The following is a 14,220-nucleotide window of genomic DNA, read 5'->3' as shown; positions in this document are numbered from 1 at the left end:
ATTTCGGAAAGGCCGGTGGAAACACCGGCCTTTTTCTTTTTCAGTTCCGTCTCTAAGGTTCCGGCTTTCCTGTGACAGGCCTGCCGGAGACGCCCGTGACCGCATCGTTCCGCCCCCTTCTGGTCTCGATGGCCGCGCTTGGTCTGAGCTTTGGCGCGAGCGCCCCGGTGCTGGCGCAGGAGGCGGCCGAACAGCGGACCTCGACCGAATTCACCATGGACACGGGCGGGCCGCGCACGCCGGAACAGCTGGCCATGCGGTTCGATGTGGCCGATCTGGCGATCAAGGTCATGCCGGACGACAAGGCCATCGAGGGCGTCGCCACCCTGACCTTTACGGCGACGGCGCCGCTGGACCGGCTGGTGGTCGAGCTGGACACCCGGTTCGACGTCTCGGAAGTGGCGATCGACGGGCGCGTCCTGTCGCCGAACGACTGGGTCAACCCCGAAGGCCGGATGACCATCAGCCTGCCGCGCCGCCTGCGCGAGGGACAGTCTGTCGATCTGCGCATCGCCTATGCCGGCAAGCCGCATGTGGCGCGCAATGCGCCCTGGGACGGGGGCTTTGTCTGGTCGACGGCGCCGGGCGGCGAGCCGTGGATCGCCACCGCGATCCAGGGCGACGGCTGTGACCTGTTCTGGCCCTGCATCGACCATCCGATGGCCGAGCCGGGCCGCGTCGACCTGCACATCACCATTCCGTCCGACCTGTCGGCGCCCGCCAATGGCCGCTTCCTCGGCAAGGAGGATCACGGCGACGGCTGGACCACCTGGAACTGGACCGCAGACCAGCCCAACAACTATGCCATCTCTCTGACGGTCGGGCCGTACGTCGAGCTGTCGGGCACCTATGAGAGCCGGTTCGGCAATACTATTCCGATGTATTTCTGGCACCTGAACAGCACCGATCCGGACAAGGCTGCGGCGCTGTTTGCCGAATTCCCCGAGCAACTGGCCTTTTTCGAAGCGACGGTCGGGCCGTTCCCGTTCGGTGACGAGAAGATGGGCGTGGTCGAGACCCCGCACCTGGGCATGGAGCACCAGACCATCAATGCCTATGGCAACCAGTACCGCAAGGATCACGAGGGCTATGACTGGCTGTTGCAGCACGAGCTGGCGCATGAGTGGTTCGGCAACCAGCTGACCAACGTCAACTGGGACGACATGTGGCTGCACGAGGGGCTGGGGACCTATATGCAGCCGCTCTACACGCGCTGGCTGAACGGCGAGCAGTATTATCAGGCCGCGCTTCTGGAGCAGCGTCTGGGTCTGGCCAACCGGTTCCCGGTGGTGTCGGGCAGCGCCCTGACCGAGGAACAGGTCTATGAGGGCGACCAGGGCCCCGGCAACGACATCTACTACAAGGGCTCGCTGATCATGCACTCGCTGCGCATGCTGATCGGGGATGAGGACTTCTATGAGTCCGTCACCCGGCTGGTCTATGGGCGGCCCGACCCGCGCCCGGGCAATTTCGAGCCGCGCTTTGCCTCGACGCCCGACTTTCTCGCCATCGTCAATGAGGTCACGGGTCAGGATCTGGGCTGGTTCTTCAACGGCTATCTGTATCAGGCCGCCCTGCCCGATCTGGTCACCCGGCAGCAGGGCGACCGGCTGATGCTGGAATGGGTGGTCGGCGACGGCAGCCCCTTCCCCATGCCGATCGAGGTGTCGGTCGATGGCCGGGTCCAGACCGTGCCGATGACGGGCGGTCGCGGCGAGGTCCGGGGCGTGGGCCCGCACAGCCATGTGCTGATCGACCCGGAGAACAAGGTGCTGCGCCGGCTGGACAATATCGATGAATTCGTGGCCTGGCGGGCGACCCAGCGGCGGCGCTAGGTCGCGCTAGACCCGCTCAACGCTGACGGACTGTTTGAGCATCTGGCACGGGCCGTTGGTCGACAGGAAGGCGATGTCGACGGCGTCACGACCGCTGGCGATCCGCACCAGACCCTCGACGGGGGCGAGGCCCGTCGGGTCGACGAGCCACCAGCCGCCCGACAGATAGACCTCGAACACCGCATGGAAGTCGGGCGGGTCAAGGTCGAGGGCATAGGCGCTGACGGCGCGCGCCGGAATGCCGGAGGCCCGGCACATGGCCATGCCCAGATGGGTGAAGTCGCGACATACCCCGGCCCGGTCGAGGAAGGTGTCGGCCGCCGTCGTCTGGGGCGTGGAGACGCCGTGGGTATAGGCGATATTGGCCTTGATCCAGTCGAGGATCGCCAGCACCTGGGCCCCGCCCGCCTCGGACCACTGATTGCCGACAAACCGCTCAAAGCCATCCGAGGGGCAATAGCGGCTGGGCCACAGATAGGTCAGGGTCTCGCCCGGCAGCTCGGTCCAGCTGTGCTGGTGCGCCGTCGGCGGCAGGCGCTTGAGCGTGCCGTTGTCGATCACGGCCTCGTACGTCAGGCAGACATCGCCGGACAGGCAGGCGCGCAGGGTGCGGGAGCCATAATCCGGCGTGGTGTGGGCGACCAGCTCGACGCCCGTGGGGCCTTCCAGCCGCTCTTCCAGAATGGTCTGACCCGGCCAGCGGGCGGCCTGGATCAGATAGATGGCATCCGTCGGCGCCTCGAAGCGGTAGGTCAGTTCGGAACGTATGCGCAGCTTCATGAAGGGGTCCGACAGGGGCCGCCCGAATGGGCCGCCGGTCCGCGCTCACTAAGGCAAAGCACGCGTCCGCAACAGACCGTGGCCGCTATGGTTCCAGCTCGATGTCCCAGTAGAGGTAGTCGAGCCAGCTGTTGTGCAGATAGTCGGGCGGGAAGCGCCGACCGGCGCCCTGAAGCTGCCACGCATTCGGGCGCCGGGGCGCGTGGCGGATCGGCATGGCTGCCTGGGCCGGGGTGCGGCCGCCCTTTCGGAGGTTACAGGGCGGGCAGGCGGCGACGATATTCTCCCAGGTCGTGCGACCGCCGTGGGAGCGGGGCACCACATGGTCAAAGGTCAGTTCCCCCGCATGGCCGCAGTACTGGCAGGTAAAGCCGTCACGCAGGAAGACATTGAAGCGGGTGAAGGCGGGCGAACGGTCCTGATCGATATAGGTCTTCAGCGACACCACACTGGGCAGCTGGAACTCCATCGACGGGCTGCGGACCACCTTGTCATAGACGGAGACCACATCGACGCGGTCCTGCCAGACGGCCTTGACCACATCCTGCCAGGGCCAGATCGACAGGGGGTAATAGGACAGGGGCCGGAAGTCGGCGTTCAGCACCAGGGCCGGCCAGCCGGAGGGGGTGCGCGGCGCCGTCATGCGGCCGGGCTGGACCTCAGCCAGGGCGGCACCGGATAGCGCAGTCAGGGAGCGGGACATCATCCCCCTCCGTTCCGCACGGAATGTGCATAAGCGACCGGACTGAAGACGACTTCCTCCACGCTGATGAGGAAAGCTTATCGTCGATTCGACACGACCGCCATGACGAAGACATGTCGGTTCCGTGAAGTCGCGGGCGGGGCCTTAGGGGGCGCGGACCCGGGCCGGGAAGGACGGCAGGCTCCAGCCCCAGGCGAGGGCCCCGGCGCGCAGGGCAAACCCCAGCGGCATGGCCAGTAGGGCCGCGGCGACATTGCCGAGCCCCAGCAGCTTGAACGCGACATAGGCGACCGCCGCAAGAATGGCCGCGGTGACCGTGATCTCCCGCCGCAGCAGGATCGACGGCTGGCCCGCGAGAAGATCCCGGACGATACCTCCGAAACACGCGGTGACCGTGCCCATGACGATGCAGATCAGGGGGCTGGCGCCCAGCGCCTCGGCCTTGGCGGCGCCCATCACGCCATAGGCGGCGAGCCCGATGGCATCCAGCCACAGCAGGGCGCGGAAGCGCCACTCGGGCCGGCCGATCACCCAGACGCCCAACGCCGCCAGCAGGCAGACCGCGATATATTTCCAGTCGATCACCCAGAAGACCGGTACATCCAGCATGACATCGCGCAGGGTGCCGCCGCCGACCCCGGTGATGGCGGCAAAGAAGCCGAGGGTGACCAGATCATGCTTTTCCCGCGCCGCGGCCAGCGCCCCCGTCGCGGCGAACACGGCCACCCCGGCATAGTCCAGCAGATAGAGGTTCGGCAGGAGCGGTTCGCTGAGGGTCTGAAGGATCGGGGCTTCAATCATCGGGCGTCCTCCAGCGAAATCTCACCGCGCTTGACGGCACCATACCAGCTCCACAGCAGATGCGCCGCCACCGAACGGTGCGGACGCCAGACCACGGCCCGCGCATAGGCCTGTTTCTGGGTGGGCCGTATCTCGATTCCATCGGCCCAACGCATGGCTTCCTGTAAGGCAACGTCGCCGCCCGGGAAGACATCGGTGCGGCCCTCGCAGAACATCAGGAAGGTCTCGGCGGTCCACAGGCCGACGCCCTTGATGGCAGTCAGGGCGGCGATGGCCTCGGCATCGTCCAACTGTTCCAGATGGTCGAAGTCGATCCGACCCTCGACATGGGCGCGGGCGATCTCATGGCCGTAGCGGGCCTTTTGCCCGGAAAGGCCGAAGGCCCGGAGTTGCTCGGGCGAGTGGGCCAGAACGGTTCCCGGCGTGATCTCACCAAGCCCCTCGCCCACGCGGCGCCAGATGGAGGCGGCGGCGGCCACCGACACCTGCTGTTCGACGATCATGCGGAACAGGCCCTCGAAGCCGCCGGTCCTGAGGCGCCATTCGAAGGGCGGCACGGCCTCGACCACGCGCACCAGCACGGGATCGGCGGCGGCCAGCGCCTGCCGGGCCGTCAGGATGTGGTCGGCGGTGGGGGCGGTCGGCATGCTCGGCCTTGGTCGACAGGGTCCGGACCGCGATCTAGGGTCGGCCCATGCCCAGTCTGGCCGAAGATTGCCCCGCGATCACCCCTGAATCCGGCCATGGGAGCCGGAATCCGCGAGCGGGACAGGCATGACGCTGGTCACGCGCTTTGCCCCCTCGCCCACCGGCCTGCTGCACATGGGCCATGCCTTTTCGGCGCTGACGGCGTGGACGGCGGCACGTACGGCCGGGGGCCGGTTCCTGCTGCGGATCGAGGACACGGATTTCACCCGCTGCCGGTCCGAATATACCGAGGCCGTCTTCGAGGATCTGGCTTGGCTGGGTCTGGACTGGGAGACGCCGGTTCGCCACCAGTCGGAGCACAGGGTGGATTATGATCGGGCGCTGGAGACGCTACGCGATCAGGGGCTGCTATACCGCTGTTTCCGCACACGGAAGGAGCGGCTGGCGCTGGCGGGGGTCGCGCCGCACGCCGACGATCCGACAGACCCGGCGGCCTTTACCGGGGGGCCCCACGCGCCGGACGAGGAGGCGCGGCGGCTGGAGGCCGGGGAGGCCTTCGCCTGGCGGCTGTCGCTGGACCGGGCCCGGGCGCAGCTGGGCGACCTGTCACGGCTGGGCTGGAGCGAGGAAGGCGTCGATCCCGGGACCCACAGCGCCCGACCCGGGGCCCTCGGAGACATGGTCATGGGACGAAAGGACATCGGCGCGGGCTATGTCATCGCCTCGGTCATCGACGATGCGGCGCAGGGCATCACCCATGTGATCCGGGGCGAGGACCTGATCCCCATGACGTCGATCCAGCGTGTCCTTCAAGCCCTGTTGCAGCTGCCGACGCCGATATACCGTCATCATCCGTTGCTACTGGATGAGACCGGCAAGCGGTTTGCCAAGCGGGACGGGGCCGTGACCCTGGCCCAGATCCGGGCGGGGGGCACCTCGCCCGCCGACCTCAGGGCCCGACTGGGCTTCCCCGACTGATCAGGGAGATACGCATGATCCTCGACCGACGCTCCCTGATGGCCGCCCTCGGTGCCGCACCCGCCGAAAGCCTGCCGACGCTGGCCTTTGCCCGCACTGGCGATGCGGCGGTGCAGGCCGCGCTGGACCGTGTGTTCGACCGTTTTGCCCCGGTCGGGCTGGGGGCAGCGCTGGTGTCGCGTGAGGGGGTCTATGCCTCGGGCGTACGGGGCCTGCGCCGGAAGGACGGCACCGAGCCGGTGCAGAGCACCGACGCCTGGCATCTGGGGTCCAATACCAAGGCCATGACCGCTGTGCTGTTTGCGCGTCTGGTCGAGCAGGGGCGGGCCAGCTGGGACCTGAAGCTGGTCGAGGCCCTGCCCGGCGAGCACGATCCGGCGTGGTCCGATATGCGGGTCGTGGACCTGATGCAGCACCGCGCGGGCCTGAGGGACGACGATGTGCTGGGGCAGGCCTGGTTCATGACGGCACGCGGCGATCCCGCCAGCCTGCCGGAGCAAAGGCTGGCCGTGGCGCGAAAGGCGCTGGCGTCTGCCCCCGGGGGCACGCCGGGTCAGTTTCAGTACGGCAATGCCAATTATATGGTCGCGGCCGCCGCCATGGAGGCCCTCACCGGTCAGGACTGGCAGGCGCTGATGGTCGAGCAGGTGTTTGACCCGCTGGGCATCACCTCGGCCGGGTTTGGCGCGCCGCCCGAGCCCGCACCGTGGGGACACCGGGAGATGGGGGGCACGACCGCGTCCCTGCCGCCCTCGCATCCCGGCTCGGACAATCCGGCGGCACTGGGCCCGGCCGGAACGGTCCATATGACGCTGGAGGATTATGGGCGCTTCCTCGCCGTGTTTCTCAACGACGGGCAACCGCTGCTGCAGCCGGCCTCCGTCGCGCGCCTGAGCGAGCCGGCCGGGGGGCCGCCGCCGGCCTATGGCTGTGGCTGGATCGTGCTGAACCAGCCATGGGCCGGTGCGGACGGGGCGACGCCGGGCAGGGTGCTGGCCCACGATGGGTCCAACACCATGTGGTACGCCAGCGTGGCGGTGGCGCCCGCGCGCGATCTGGCTCTGATCGCCGTCAGCAATGACGGCACCGCCGGGGCCCGGGCCTGTCCGGCCTTGCTGCGGGCTCTGATCGCGGGCCTGCCGGTCGCGGAAACCGGCGGGGTCGTCTAGTAGAAGCCGATGAAGCGTGATCTGGCCGACTTCTGGAATCTGCTGTGGGAGGCGGCGCTGGGCCTGTGCGCCGCCTTTGCCATGCTGAATCTGTTCGCCCCGCCGCAGGACCTGCCGTGGAAGCCGCTGGATCTGGACCGCCCGATCGGTCAGGCGACGGCCGCCAAGGTCGACGATTTCGAGATTTCACGGGTCGCCGCGCCCGAGGAGGTCCGCGGCGTGACCGAGGCCTGTATGCAGGTGCTGCGCGACGCCGGGGTCGAGGTCGAGCGCGCACCCGACCGGGACGACGGCGGCTTCTGCGTCGTGAAGGGCGCGGTGCGGATCACGGGCGGCGATGTCACGCCGCTGGCCCCCGGCGGGCTGGTGATGCAGTGCCCGCTGGCGGTGCGCTATGTCATCTGGGACCGGCAGGTGCTGCGCCCCGCCGCGCGTGAGACCTTCGGCAGCGAGGTGGCCAGTGTGCAGAACTATGGCTCCTATTCCTGCCGCCGCATCTACGGCAAGGAGGACCCCGGCGCCCGGCCCAGCGAGCACGCCCGGGCCAATGCGCTGGACGTCTCGGCCATCCGGCTGGAGGACGGACGGGTCGTCAGCATCGCCTCGGACTGGCGCGGAACCGGCCCTGCGGGTCCCGACGCCCGCCCCTTCCTGAAGCGTCTGCGCGACGGCGCCTGCCGCGTTTTCTCGACCGTGCTGACCCCGGATTACAACGAGGCGCACCGCGATCACCTGCATCTGGACGGGGCCCCTCGGGGCCTGTGTGCCTGACCTGTTCGCCTGCCGGACGAATCAATTCCGGTTGACCAAAAGCCCCTGACGCGAGACAACGCTTTCGCAGCCCGGATTTGCGCGGTGTCCAAAGCCGCGGGTCGCTCCTTCGCCTGAACGAGCTTTATCCAGACGGGTTGACGGGCTCCCAACAGGGGGTCCGCCTGGAAAGCGCGTTTACGGAGACGCATTATGGCGACCGGTACGGTCAAATGGTTCAACCCCACCAAGGGGTACGGTTTCATCCAGCCTGATGGCGGCGGCAGCGACGTGTTCGTTCACGTCACCGCAGTTCAGCAGGCCGGCCTGACGGGCCTGGATGACAACGCCAAGGTCGAATACGAGCTGGAATCCCAGCGCGGCAAGACCTCGGCGGTGGGCCTCAAGCTCCTCTAAACGAGGACTGAGGTTTCAGACCTTTGCGGGCGCGGACTCTTCGGGGTCCGCGCCCGTTTCAATTCCGGGGACCGTCCGCAGTCTGCACCGGCACCATGACGGGACCGGCGGGCGGGGTCAGGCGGCTGGCGCGCTGGGCCAGGACGACGCCGATCAGGACCAGCACGCCGCCGATGGCCTGGACCGGGGTCAGGGCCTCGGCGAAGATCCACCAGCCCAGCAGGGCCGCGACCACGGGCTGGATCAGGATGGTGACGGCGGTGACCGAGGCCGGCAGCCGGCCCAGCGCCCAGGCGACGCCGCCCTGCCCCACCACATGCATCAGGCCGAGGCCCGCGCAGGCCAGCCAGCCGCCCGGGCCGGCGGGAATGATCTCCTCGCCCAGCGCCAGGGCGATCAGCAGCAGCAGGGGCGTGCCGACCAGCGTCGCCCAGAAGGTCACCCTGAGCGCGCCCGCCGTGCGCCGCGCGGCCTTTACCGCGAGGAAATAGGCCGCATACCAGACGGCGACTGAGAGCGAGAAGAGGTCGCCCAGCAGGGGGTTGGTGCCCTGCCCGCCGTCGGCACCAGCGGCCATGGCAAAGGCCCCGGCGACCGCCAGCGCGAGCGCCAGAACGAAGCTGCGGCCCGGGCGCTGTTTCCAGACCAGCCAGGCGAACAGGGTCACGACCACGGGCGTCAGATTGCAGAGCACCGTGGCATTGGCGACCGAGGTCATGACGATGCCGTAGTGCCAGAAGGCCAGATCCAGCACGAAGAACAGCCCGGCCAGCAGCATCCAGCGCGACGGGGTGCCCAGACCCCGGCTCTCTCCGCTTCCCTGGGTGGCAGTCAGCAGGGTCAGCAGCGGCAGGGCGAACAGGAACCGCCAGAAGCCCGCCGCCGCCGGACCTGTCTCGGTCAGTCGCACAAGGATGGGCGCGAGTCCCAGCACCATGGCGGCCAGCACCAGCACCGCCAGCGGAAAGGCCGCGTGACGGGTCAGGGCGACGACAGAGGCCGGAGCGCGGATCATGGCGCCCTCTATCCCTTCTCATCGGGACCGGGAAGGCGCTATCAGGGGGGATGACCGCTCCGCTTCCCGACGCTGGCCGCAATTGGGTCGACCGCCATGCGCCCGAGGGGCTGAAGCCCTGGCTGAAGCTGGGCCGCTTCGACCGGCCGATCGGCATCTGGCTGCTGCTGCTACCGGGGTGGCAGGGGATCATGCTGGCGGTCGCGTCGCTGGAGCCGGATGCGCCGCCCTTGGCGCTCGCGTGGCTGGTGGTGGCGTTCGCGGTGGGCGCCTGTCTGATGCGAGCGGCGGGCTGCGCCTTCAACGACATCGTCGACCGCGACATCGACGCGAAGGTGGCGCGGACGGCGGCCCGGCCGGTGGCCTCGGGGCAGATATCGGTGAAGGGGGCGTGGGCGTTCGTGGTCGGCTGCTGCCTGATCAGCCTCTTGATCCTGCTGACGCTGAACCTGACCGCCGTGCTGCTGGGCGTGGCGTCGCTGGTGCTGGTGGCGGCCTATCCCTTCATGAAGCGCATCACCTGGTGGCCGCAGGCCTGGCTGGGCCTGACGTTCAACTGGGGTGCCCTGATGGGGTTCGCGGCGGCGGCCGGCGCAGCCCCCATCATCATGTGTGCCGTTGGCGAGGCCATGGTAGCGTCCGGCTTCTGGTCGACCTACGGACTTGCGGCTGGCAGTGGTGAGGCGCTGACAGGAACCGCCCTGCTGCTCTACTTCGGCGGGGTGTTCTGGACGCTGGGCTATGACACCATCTACGCCCTGCAGGACATCGAGGACGATGCGCTGGCGGGGGTGAAGTCCTCGGCCCGGCGGCTGGGCGGCAAGGTCCGGGATGGCGTGGCCTTCTTCTATCTGATCGCGGCGATCTTTTCGGCGGGAGCTGCCGCGGTGGGGGGTCTGTCGCCGCTGTTCTGGGGCGGCTGGCTGGCCTTTGCGGCGCATCTGGTCTGGCAGGTGCGCAATGTCCGGGCCGACGATCCGCAAGGGGCGCTTACGCTATTCAAGTCCAACCGCGAGGCCGGTGTGCTGTTGTTGATCGCGCTGGGCCTTGGGGCGGTCCCGATCGGGGGCTAGACTGGTGCCAACCCAGGAGTTTTCCATGCGTCCCTCCCCGACCCAGACCCTCCGACTGTCCCTGATCCTGCTGGCGATGCCGCTGGCGCTGGCCGCCTGTAACCGCGACGGCGACGAGCCCGCCCCGGCCGAGGTGGCCGCCGAGACCGATGCGCCCGCGCAGGAGACCCCGGCGGCCTCGCCGTCGAATCTGAGCTTTGCCGACAAGACCGAGCACGCCACCGTCTCGCTGACCCTGCCCGAGGGGATCAAGGCAGAGCCCGACCTGCATGCCCGCACCTATGCCGAAGAGGTCCGCAACCTTCGTCAGTTCGAGGAGGGGGCGCTGGCCGCCCGCACCGAGGCTGAGGGCGATGAGGGCATGCCGCCGTTCGAGAAGACGGTCACGGTCACGGTCGCCGGCCAAACCGACCGCCTGTTCAGCCTGAGGCGCGAGGCCTTTGACTATTCCGGTGGGGCCCATCCCAACACCCTGACGACGGGCATTGTCTGGGATCGGTCGCTGAAGCGGCTGATCGGGGCGCCGGAGCTGTTCCGGAAGGGGGCGGACCTGACGGCGCTGGATCAGGCCCTGTGCACGGCGGTGAATGCCGCCCGCCGCCAGCGGGTGCCGGATGCCCGGACGATCACTCTGGCCGGTCGCGACGGATGGGCCTGTCCCCGGGCGGCCGAGACGCCCTTTGTGCTGGCGCCGGGCGATCAGGCAGGCAAGGCCGGGGGGCTGATCTTCCTGATCGGGCCCTATCAGGTCGGGCCGGGCGTCGAAGGCGGCTATGAGATCGCCATCCCGCAGACCGCCTTCAAGAGCATGATCGCCACGGCCTATGCCGGGGAGTTCGCGGGCCAGCCGCGGCGGACGGGGGACGTCACGCCGCGCTGACGCACCCGCCTATTCCGCGAGGAAGCGGTCGACGATCTCGCTGAACCGCTCCGGCTGGTCGGCCATGATGAAGTGGCGGGTGTCATCGACCCGGATCAGCTCTACGCCCGGCAGGGTGGCGTACTCGCGTTGCCACAGGGCATCAGCCATGGCGGGCGGGGCGCCGCCGTTGGCATCGGCCGCATAGACGGCCCAGACCGGGGTGGTCATGGTGGGCAGCGCGGGGCGGAGGTCGGTCAGCATGACCTCCTTGATGGCGGTCGCCAGAGCCTGACGATCCGAGGCCATGCCCCATTCGACCATGGCGGCCTGTGTCGCGGGGTCGTTGACATAGCCCACGGCACCCTGGACCTGACCGGCGCGGAAGCTGGCATCATCGGCGGCGAGGGTTCCGGCGGCGGCCTGTTCGGCGAAGGGGCGCGCCGTTTCGACCGTCACCTCCGGGCCGAACAGGGCCGAGAAGAAGGGCAGGCTGTCGACGCTCATGACCTTGCCGACGAGGGCCGGGTATTGCTGGGCCAGCATCAGGGCGCTCATCCCGCCCATGGAGTGGCCGATGATGGCGGGGTCCCGCAGGCCTGCCTCATCGATATAGCGGGCCAGATCGTCGATCACCGGCTGGACGAACGGGCCGTCGCCATGGCCCCAGGGCTCACCGGCGAAACCGGCCAGCTGGACCATGTGCACCCGGCGGGTGGCGGACAGGCGCTCGGCCTCGGCCCGCCAGACCTCCCGCGAGGAGGCATAGCCGGGGATGAGGATGACGTCGGGGCCGGCGCCCAGCACCTCGACCGACAGCCGGTCGGAGGTGAAGGCGGGTGCGCTCTGGGCCACAGCCATACGCGGCGCGATCAGGCTCAGGATGCCGCCCGCCAGCAGCAGGGCCGAGGCGAGGACCAGGGCGTGCAGAAGCGAACGCCCCGAAAGGGAACGGAAATTGTGCATGGGATTGTCCTTGGAGTTTGCCTGAACGCTCAGGCGTGCGGGTTTTCGAAGATGTCTTCCACCGGGCGATCGAACACCACGGCGATGCGATAGGCGAGGTCGAGCGAAGGGTCATGCTTTTCGGTCTCGAGCGCATTGACCGCCTGACGCGAGACCCCCAGTTCCTGGCCCAGTTGCTCCTGGGTCCAGCCGCGCTCGACGCGCAGCAGTTTGAGGCGGTTCTTCATCAGCGGCTGCTCCGGATGAACACCGGCATGAAGCCCATCAGCCCCCAGAAGACGACATAGACCCACCAGCCCTCGATGTGCGGGGCCTCGGCGAACTTCTCGGCGAACCCCCAGAAGACGCTGAGCGCGAAGGTCATGCCGGCGGCGAGGATGAACCGCTTGGCCGTGACGCCGGCGACGAACTCGTCACTGTCGCGGATGAAGGCCAGGGTCGCCCAGATCTGCCCCGCCACCGGCGCCGCGACCGCCGCCGCAAGCACCCAGCCGCTGACCCCGCCGATAGCGTCCAGCGCGCCGCCGACGGCCAGCACCAGGGCGACGACATAGCCCAGCATGAAGAATACGGTTCGAAAGGTGTAGGCCTTGGCAGCAGATGTCATGTCACGTCCTCCTGACTGAATGTAAGGACGACCTTACACCGTGATCGTGTCATGTCAACCTGACTTTTCGTCAGGAGTCCCTGTCTTTTGTCCGTTGTCGAAAAGGACGGTAGGCTAGGCCATGCCTGCCGCTCCGCGCATTGCTCCGCAACAGCTGTTTCAGCCCGAGGACTGGGCGCCGTTCCAGTCGCGCAGTGCCGTGGCCGGGCCGCTTCTGGTGGTGCACTGCTGGGGGGTGATTGCGCTGGCGGTGGCGCTGGGGGTGTGGATCCCCTGGCTGATGCCGCTCAGCGTCATGATCATCGGCACGCGGCAGCTGGGGCTGGCCATATTGATGCATGAGGCGGCCCATGGCGGGCTGTCGCGCAATCTGAAGCTCAATGATTTTCTCGGGCACTGGCTGTGCGCCGTGCCGGTGGGCGCGTCGCTGGACAGCTATCGCCCCTATCACCTGGCCCACCACCGCTTTGCCCAGCAGGCCGAGGACCCGGACCTGATGCTGTCGGCCCCCTTCCCCGTCAGCCCTGCCTCGCTGCGGCGGAAGCTGATCCGCGACCTGACTGGCCAGACCTTTTTCAAGCAGAGGGTGCTGTTGCCGCTGGCGGCGCTGAACCAATCGCGCGCTCAAGCAGCGAGGCTCCGCGAGCCGAGCGTTAGCGCACCAAACAGGGCCACAGATGACCATGCGTATGAGACGATTGTCACAGGCCGGTCGGTACTGCCGTTCGTGTTGTTCAACCTCGCGCTGCTGGCGGGGTTCGTAGCGGCGGGGGTCTGGTGGGCCTTTTTCGCGCTGTGGCTGCTGCCCATGGCGACCTGGTTTCCGATGGTCACCCGCATCCGCAACATCGCCGAACACGCCTGTGTCGAAGGCTCGGCCGAGGATGCCTTTCGCGCCGCCCGCACCACCCGGGCCAATTGGCTGGAGCGCGCCTTCATCGCCCCCTACTGGGTCAATTTCCACGCCGAACACCACCTGTTTATGCACGTGCCCTGCTGGAAACTGCCCGCCCTGCACCGCGCCGTCCACGCCCGGCCCGAGGGCGAGCGGATGGAGGTGGCGGGGGGCTATGCCGAGGTGCTGAGGTCGGCGAGCTCAAAAGCAGACGTGGCGAGTCTTCGCTGAGGCTCCCGCAGCCCCCCGGATAAGGCCCCGCTTGGCCCGCTTCGCCAGTCGCCCTATCTTTCCCCTCATGACCCGTCCCCTGATCCTGTCCGGTCTTGTCGTCGGCCTGGCCCTGGCCGGGGCCACGGCGGCCGAGGCGCAGAGCCTGCCGCCGCCCTATGTTGCACCGCCGCCGCGTGCGGGGGCGCTGCCGCCGCCGGGAGGCTATGCGGCCGAGCGGCATCGCTATGAGATCGATCGCCAGCGGGCGGGGGCCGACCTGCGTCAGGCCGAAGCCGAGCGGGGCCGGGCCGAGGCGGCGCGGGTGGTCGCCGATCTGGAGCGCCAGCGGCAGACGCCGGCGCTGACACCGCCTGTGGCCGTGCCTCCTGGCACACCGGCCAGCGCCCGCGCCCGCCGCGAGGAGATCGAGGCCCGCACCGGCGGGATCGACCGCTGGCTGGACGGCGACGACTGATCGCCCGATCCACGCATCCCTTTCCCCCGACCGGCG

Annotated in this window: 17 protein-coding genes; 9 read left to right on the top strand and 8 right to left on the bottom strand. The window is 68.6% G+C overall.

The genetic code is table 11. From position 1 onward, the window contains the following. The first annotated feature begins 95 nt into the window (after positions 1 to 95). Positions 96 to 1,835 (top strand): M1 family metallopeptidase, encoded by a 1,740-nt coding sequence (locus tag EG854_RS09620; RefSeq protein WP_241153199.1) that lies wholly within the window; start codon positions 96 to 98, stop codon positions 1,833 to 1,835. A 6-nt stretch (positions 1,836 to 1,841) separates the two neighbouring features. Here EG854_RS09620 and EG854_RS09615 read toward each other — a convergent pair whose 3' ends face one another. From EG854_RS09615 to EG854_RS09600, 4 genes are all read right to left on the bottom strand, one after another. Next, positions 1,842 to 2,615 carry a transglutaminase-like domain-containing protein gene (locus tag EG854_RS09615; RefSeq protein WP_123287896.1) on the bottom strand — a complete coding sequence of 258 codons (774 nt, stop codon included), beginning with the start codon at positions 2,613 to 2,615 and terminating at the stop codon, positions 1,842 to 1,844. An 85-nt stretch (positions 2,616 to 2,700) separates the two neighbouring features. Beyond that, positions 2,701 to 3,258, bottom strand: coding sequence for an HNH endonuclease (locus EG854_RS09610; protein ID WP_123287949.1), 558 nt, complete (start codon positions 3,256 to 3,258; stop codon positions 2,701 to 2,703). Positions 3,259 to 3,462: 204 nt separating this feature from the next. Then, a complete protein-coding gene (locus EG854_RS09605; RefSeq protein WP_123287895.1) occupies positions 3,463 to 4,119 on the bottom strand; it encodes a trimeric intracellular cation channel family protein in 657 nt (218 codons plus the stop codon). Then, positions 4,116 to 4,766: a DNA-3-methyladenine glycosylase family protein gene (locus EG854_RS09600; protein WP_123287894.1), complete on the bottom strand. Its 651-nt coding sequence runs from the start codon at positions 4,764 to 4,766 to the stop codon at positions 4,116 to 4,118. Before EG854_RS09600 ends, EG854_RS09605 begins: the two co-directional genes overlap by 4 nt. Before the next feature lie 127 nt (positions 4,767 to 4,893). Here EG854_RS09600 and gluQRS point away from each other — a divergent pair, with 127 nt between their 5' ends. The 4 genes from gluQRS to EG854_RS09580 all read left to right on the top strand — a co-directional run bounded on the left by gluQRS (position 4,894) and on the right by EG854_RS09580 (position 8,081). Further along, positions 4,894 to 5,745, top strand: coding sequence for a tRNA glutamyl-Q(34) synthetase GluQRS (gluQRS, locus tag EG854_RS09595; protein ID WP_123287893.1), 852 nt, complete (start codon positions 4,894 to 4,896; stop codon positions 5,743 to 5,745). A gap of 14 nt (positions 5,746 to 5,759) precedes the next feature. Continuing rightward, positions 5,760 to 6,914 carry a serine hydrolase domain-containing protein gene (locus EG854_RS09590; RefSeq protein ID WP_123287892.1) on the top strand — a complete coding sequence of 385 codons (1,155 nt, stop codon included), beginning with the start codon at positions 5,760 to 5,762 and terminating at the stop codon, positions 6,912 to 6,914. Positions 6,915 to 6,923: 9 nt separating this feature from the next. Continuing rightward, a complete protein-coding gene (locus EG854_RS09585; RefSeq protein WP_123287891.1) occupies positions 6,924 to 7,685 on the top strand; it encodes an extensin-like domain-containing protein in 762 nt (253 codons plus the stop codon). A gap of 192 nt (positions 7,686 to 7,877) precedes the next feature. Next, a complete protein-coding gene (locus EG854_RS09580; RefSeq protein ID WP_123287890.1) occupies positions 7,878 to 8,081 on the top strand; it encodes a cold-shock protein in 204 nt (67 codons plus the stop codon). Positions 8,082 to 8,139: 58 nt separating this feature from the next. Here EG854_RS09580 and EG854_RS09575 read toward each other — a convergent pair whose 3' ends face one another. Further along, positions 8,140 to 9,096, bottom strand: a complete 957-nt coding sequence (locus EG854_RS09575) for a DMT family transporter (RefSeq protein ID WP_123287889.1) — start codon at positions 9,094 to 9,096, stop codon at positions 8,140 to 8,142. Between the two features lie 50 nt (positions 9,097 to 9,146). Between EG854_RS09575 and EG854_RS09570 the strand changes: the two genes are divergently transcribed. Together EG854_RS09570 and EG854_RS09565 are read left to right on the top strand one after the other, a co-directional pair. Next, positions 9,147 to 10,169, top strand: a complete 1,023-nt coding sequence (locus EG854_RS09570) for a UbiA family prenyltransferase (RefSeq protein ID WP_123287888.1) — start codon at positions 9,147 to 9,149, stop codon at positions 10,167 to 10,169. Between the two features lie 25 nt (positions 10,170 to 10,194). Next, entirely contained in the window at positions 10,195 to 11,049 is an 855-nt protein-coding gene (locus EG854_RS09565; RefSeq protein WP_123287887.1) for a DUF3298 and DUF4163 domain-containing protein, read from the top strand. 9 nt (positions 11,050 to 11,058) lie between these two features. On the opposite strand, the gene EG854_RS09560 is transcribed toward EG854_RS09565, so the two are convergent. Genes EG854_RS09560 through EG854_RS09550 form a run of 3 tightly spaced genes read right to left on the bottom strand, consistent with a single transcriptional unit; the run spans position 11,059 to position 12,601 of the window. Further along, complete coding sequence (locus EG854_RS09560; RefSeq protein ID WP_123287886.1) at positions 11,059 to 11,994, bottom strand: alpha/beta fold hydrolase; 936 nt, start codon at positions 11,992 to 11,994, stop codon at positions 11,059 to 11,061. Positions 11,995 to 12,023: 29 nt separating this feature from the next. After that, positions 12,024 to 12,221: a helix-turn-helix transcriptional regulator gene (locus EG854_RS09555; RefSeq protein ID WP_123287885.1), complete on the bottom strand. Its 198-nt coding sequence runs from the start codon at positions 12,219 to 12,221 to the stop codon at positions 12,024 to 12,026. Beyond that, positions 12,221 to 12,601, bottom strand: coding sequence for a hypothetical protein (locus tag EG854_RS09550; protein ID WP_123287884.1), 381 nt, complete (start codon positions 12,599 to 12,601; stop codon positions 12,221 to 12,223). The genes EG854_RS09555 and EG854_RS09550 overlap by 1 nt, the downstream gene beginning before the upstream one ends. 121 nt (positions 12,602 to 12,722) lie before the next feature. Between EG854_RS09550 and EG854_RS09545 the strand changes: the two genes are divergently transcribed. Both EG854_RS09545 and EG854_RS09540 read left to right on the top strand, forming a co-directional pair. After that, complete coding sequence (locus EG854_RS09545; protein WP_123287883.1) at positions 12,723 to 13,727, top strand: fatty acid desaturase family protein; 1,005 nt, start codon at positions 12,723 to 12,725, stop codon at positions 13,725 to 13,727. Positions 13,728 to 13,794: 67 nt separating this feature from the next. Then, a complete protein-coding gene (locus EG854_RS09540) occupies positions 13,795 to 14,184 on the top strand; it encodes a hypothetical protein (protein WP_164461988.1) in 390 nt (129 codons plus the stop codon). The last annotated feature ends 36 nt before the right edge of the window (positions 14,185 to 14,220 follow it).

The organism is Brevundimonas halotolerans (assembly GCF_003730275.1).
GTDB classification, from domain to species: Bacteria; Pseudomonadota; Alphaproteobacteria; order Caulobacterales; family Caulobacteraceae; genus Brevundimonas; species Brevundimonas halotolerans.
The sequence above is the reverse complement of the archived record's forward strand: the minus strand, read 5'-3'. Positions and strand labels throughout refer to the sequence as shown.

What these genes read in the sequence shown, in the direction of transcription:
- EG854_RS09615 (WP_123287896.1), bottom strand. Translation starts at nt 2,615, where the DNA reads ATGAAGCTGCGCATACGTTCCGAACTGACCTACCGCTTCGAGGCGCCG.
- EG854_RS09610 (WP_123287949.1), bottom strand. Translation starts at nt 3,258, where the DNA reads ATGACGGCGCCGCGCACCCCCTCCGGCTGGCCGGCCCTGGTGCTGAAC.
- EG854_RS09605 (WP_123287895.1), bottom strand. Translation starts at nt 4,119, where the DNA reads ATGATTGAAGCCCCGATCCTTCAGACCCTCAGCGAACCGCTCCTGCCG.
- EG854_RS09600 (WP_123287894.1), bottom strand. Translation starts at nt 4,766, where the DNA reads ATGCCGACCGCCCCCACCGCCGACCACATCCTGACGGCCCGGCAGGCG.
- gluQRS (WP_123287893.1), top strand. Translation starts at nt 4,894, where the DNA reads ATGACGCTGGTCACGCGCTTTGCCCCCTCGCCCACCGGCCTGCTGCAC.
- EG854_RS09590 (WP_123287892.1), top strand. Translation starts at nt 5,760, where the DNA reads ATGATCCTCGACCGACGCTCCCTGATGGCCGCCCTCGGTGCCGCACCC.
- EG854_RS09585 (WP_123287891.1), top strand. Translation starts at nt 6,924, where the DNA reads ATGAAGCGTGATCTGGCCGACTTCTGGAATCTGCTGTGGGAGGCGGCG.
- EG854_RS09580 (WP_123287890.1), top strand. Translation starts at nt 7,878, where the DNA reads ATGGCGACCGGTACGGTCAAATGGTTCAACCCCACCAAGGGGTACGGT.
- EG854_RS09575 (WP_123287889.1), bottom strand. Translation starts at nt 9,096, where the DNA reads ATGATCCGCGCTCCGGCCTCTGTCGTCGCCCTGACCCGTCACGCGGCC.
- EG854_RS09570 (WP_123287888.1), top strand. Translation starts at nt 9,147, where the DNA reads ATGACCGCTCCGCTTCCCGACGCTGGCCGCAATTGGGTCGACCGCCAT.
- EG854_RS09565 (WP_123287887.1), top strand. Translation starts at nt 10,195, where the DNA reads ATGCGTCCCTCCCCGACCCAGACCCTCCGACTGTCCCTGATCCTGCTG.
- EG854_RS09560 (WP_123287886.1), bottom strand. Translation starts at nt 11,994, where the DNA reads ATGCACAATTTCCGTTCCCTTTCGGGGCGTTCGCTTCTGCACGCCCTG.
- EG854_RS09555 (WP_123287885.1), bottom strand. Translation starts at nt 12,221, where the DNA reads ATGAAGAACCGCCTCAAACTGCTGCGCGTCGAGCGCGGCTGGACCCAG.
- EG854_RS09550 (WP_123287884.1), bottom strand. Translation starts at nt 12,601, where the DNA reads ATGACATCTGCTGCCAAGGCCTACACCTTTCGAACCGTATTCTTCATG.
- EG854_RS09545 (WP_123287883.1), top strand. Translation starts at nt 12,723, where the DNA reads ATGCCTGCCGCTCCGCGCATTGCTCCGCAACAGCTGTTTCAGCCCGAG.
- EG854_RS09540 (WP_164461988.1), top strand. Translation starts at nt 13,795, where the DNA reads ATGACCCGTCCCCTGATCCTGTCCGGTCTTGTCGTCGGCCTGGCCCTG.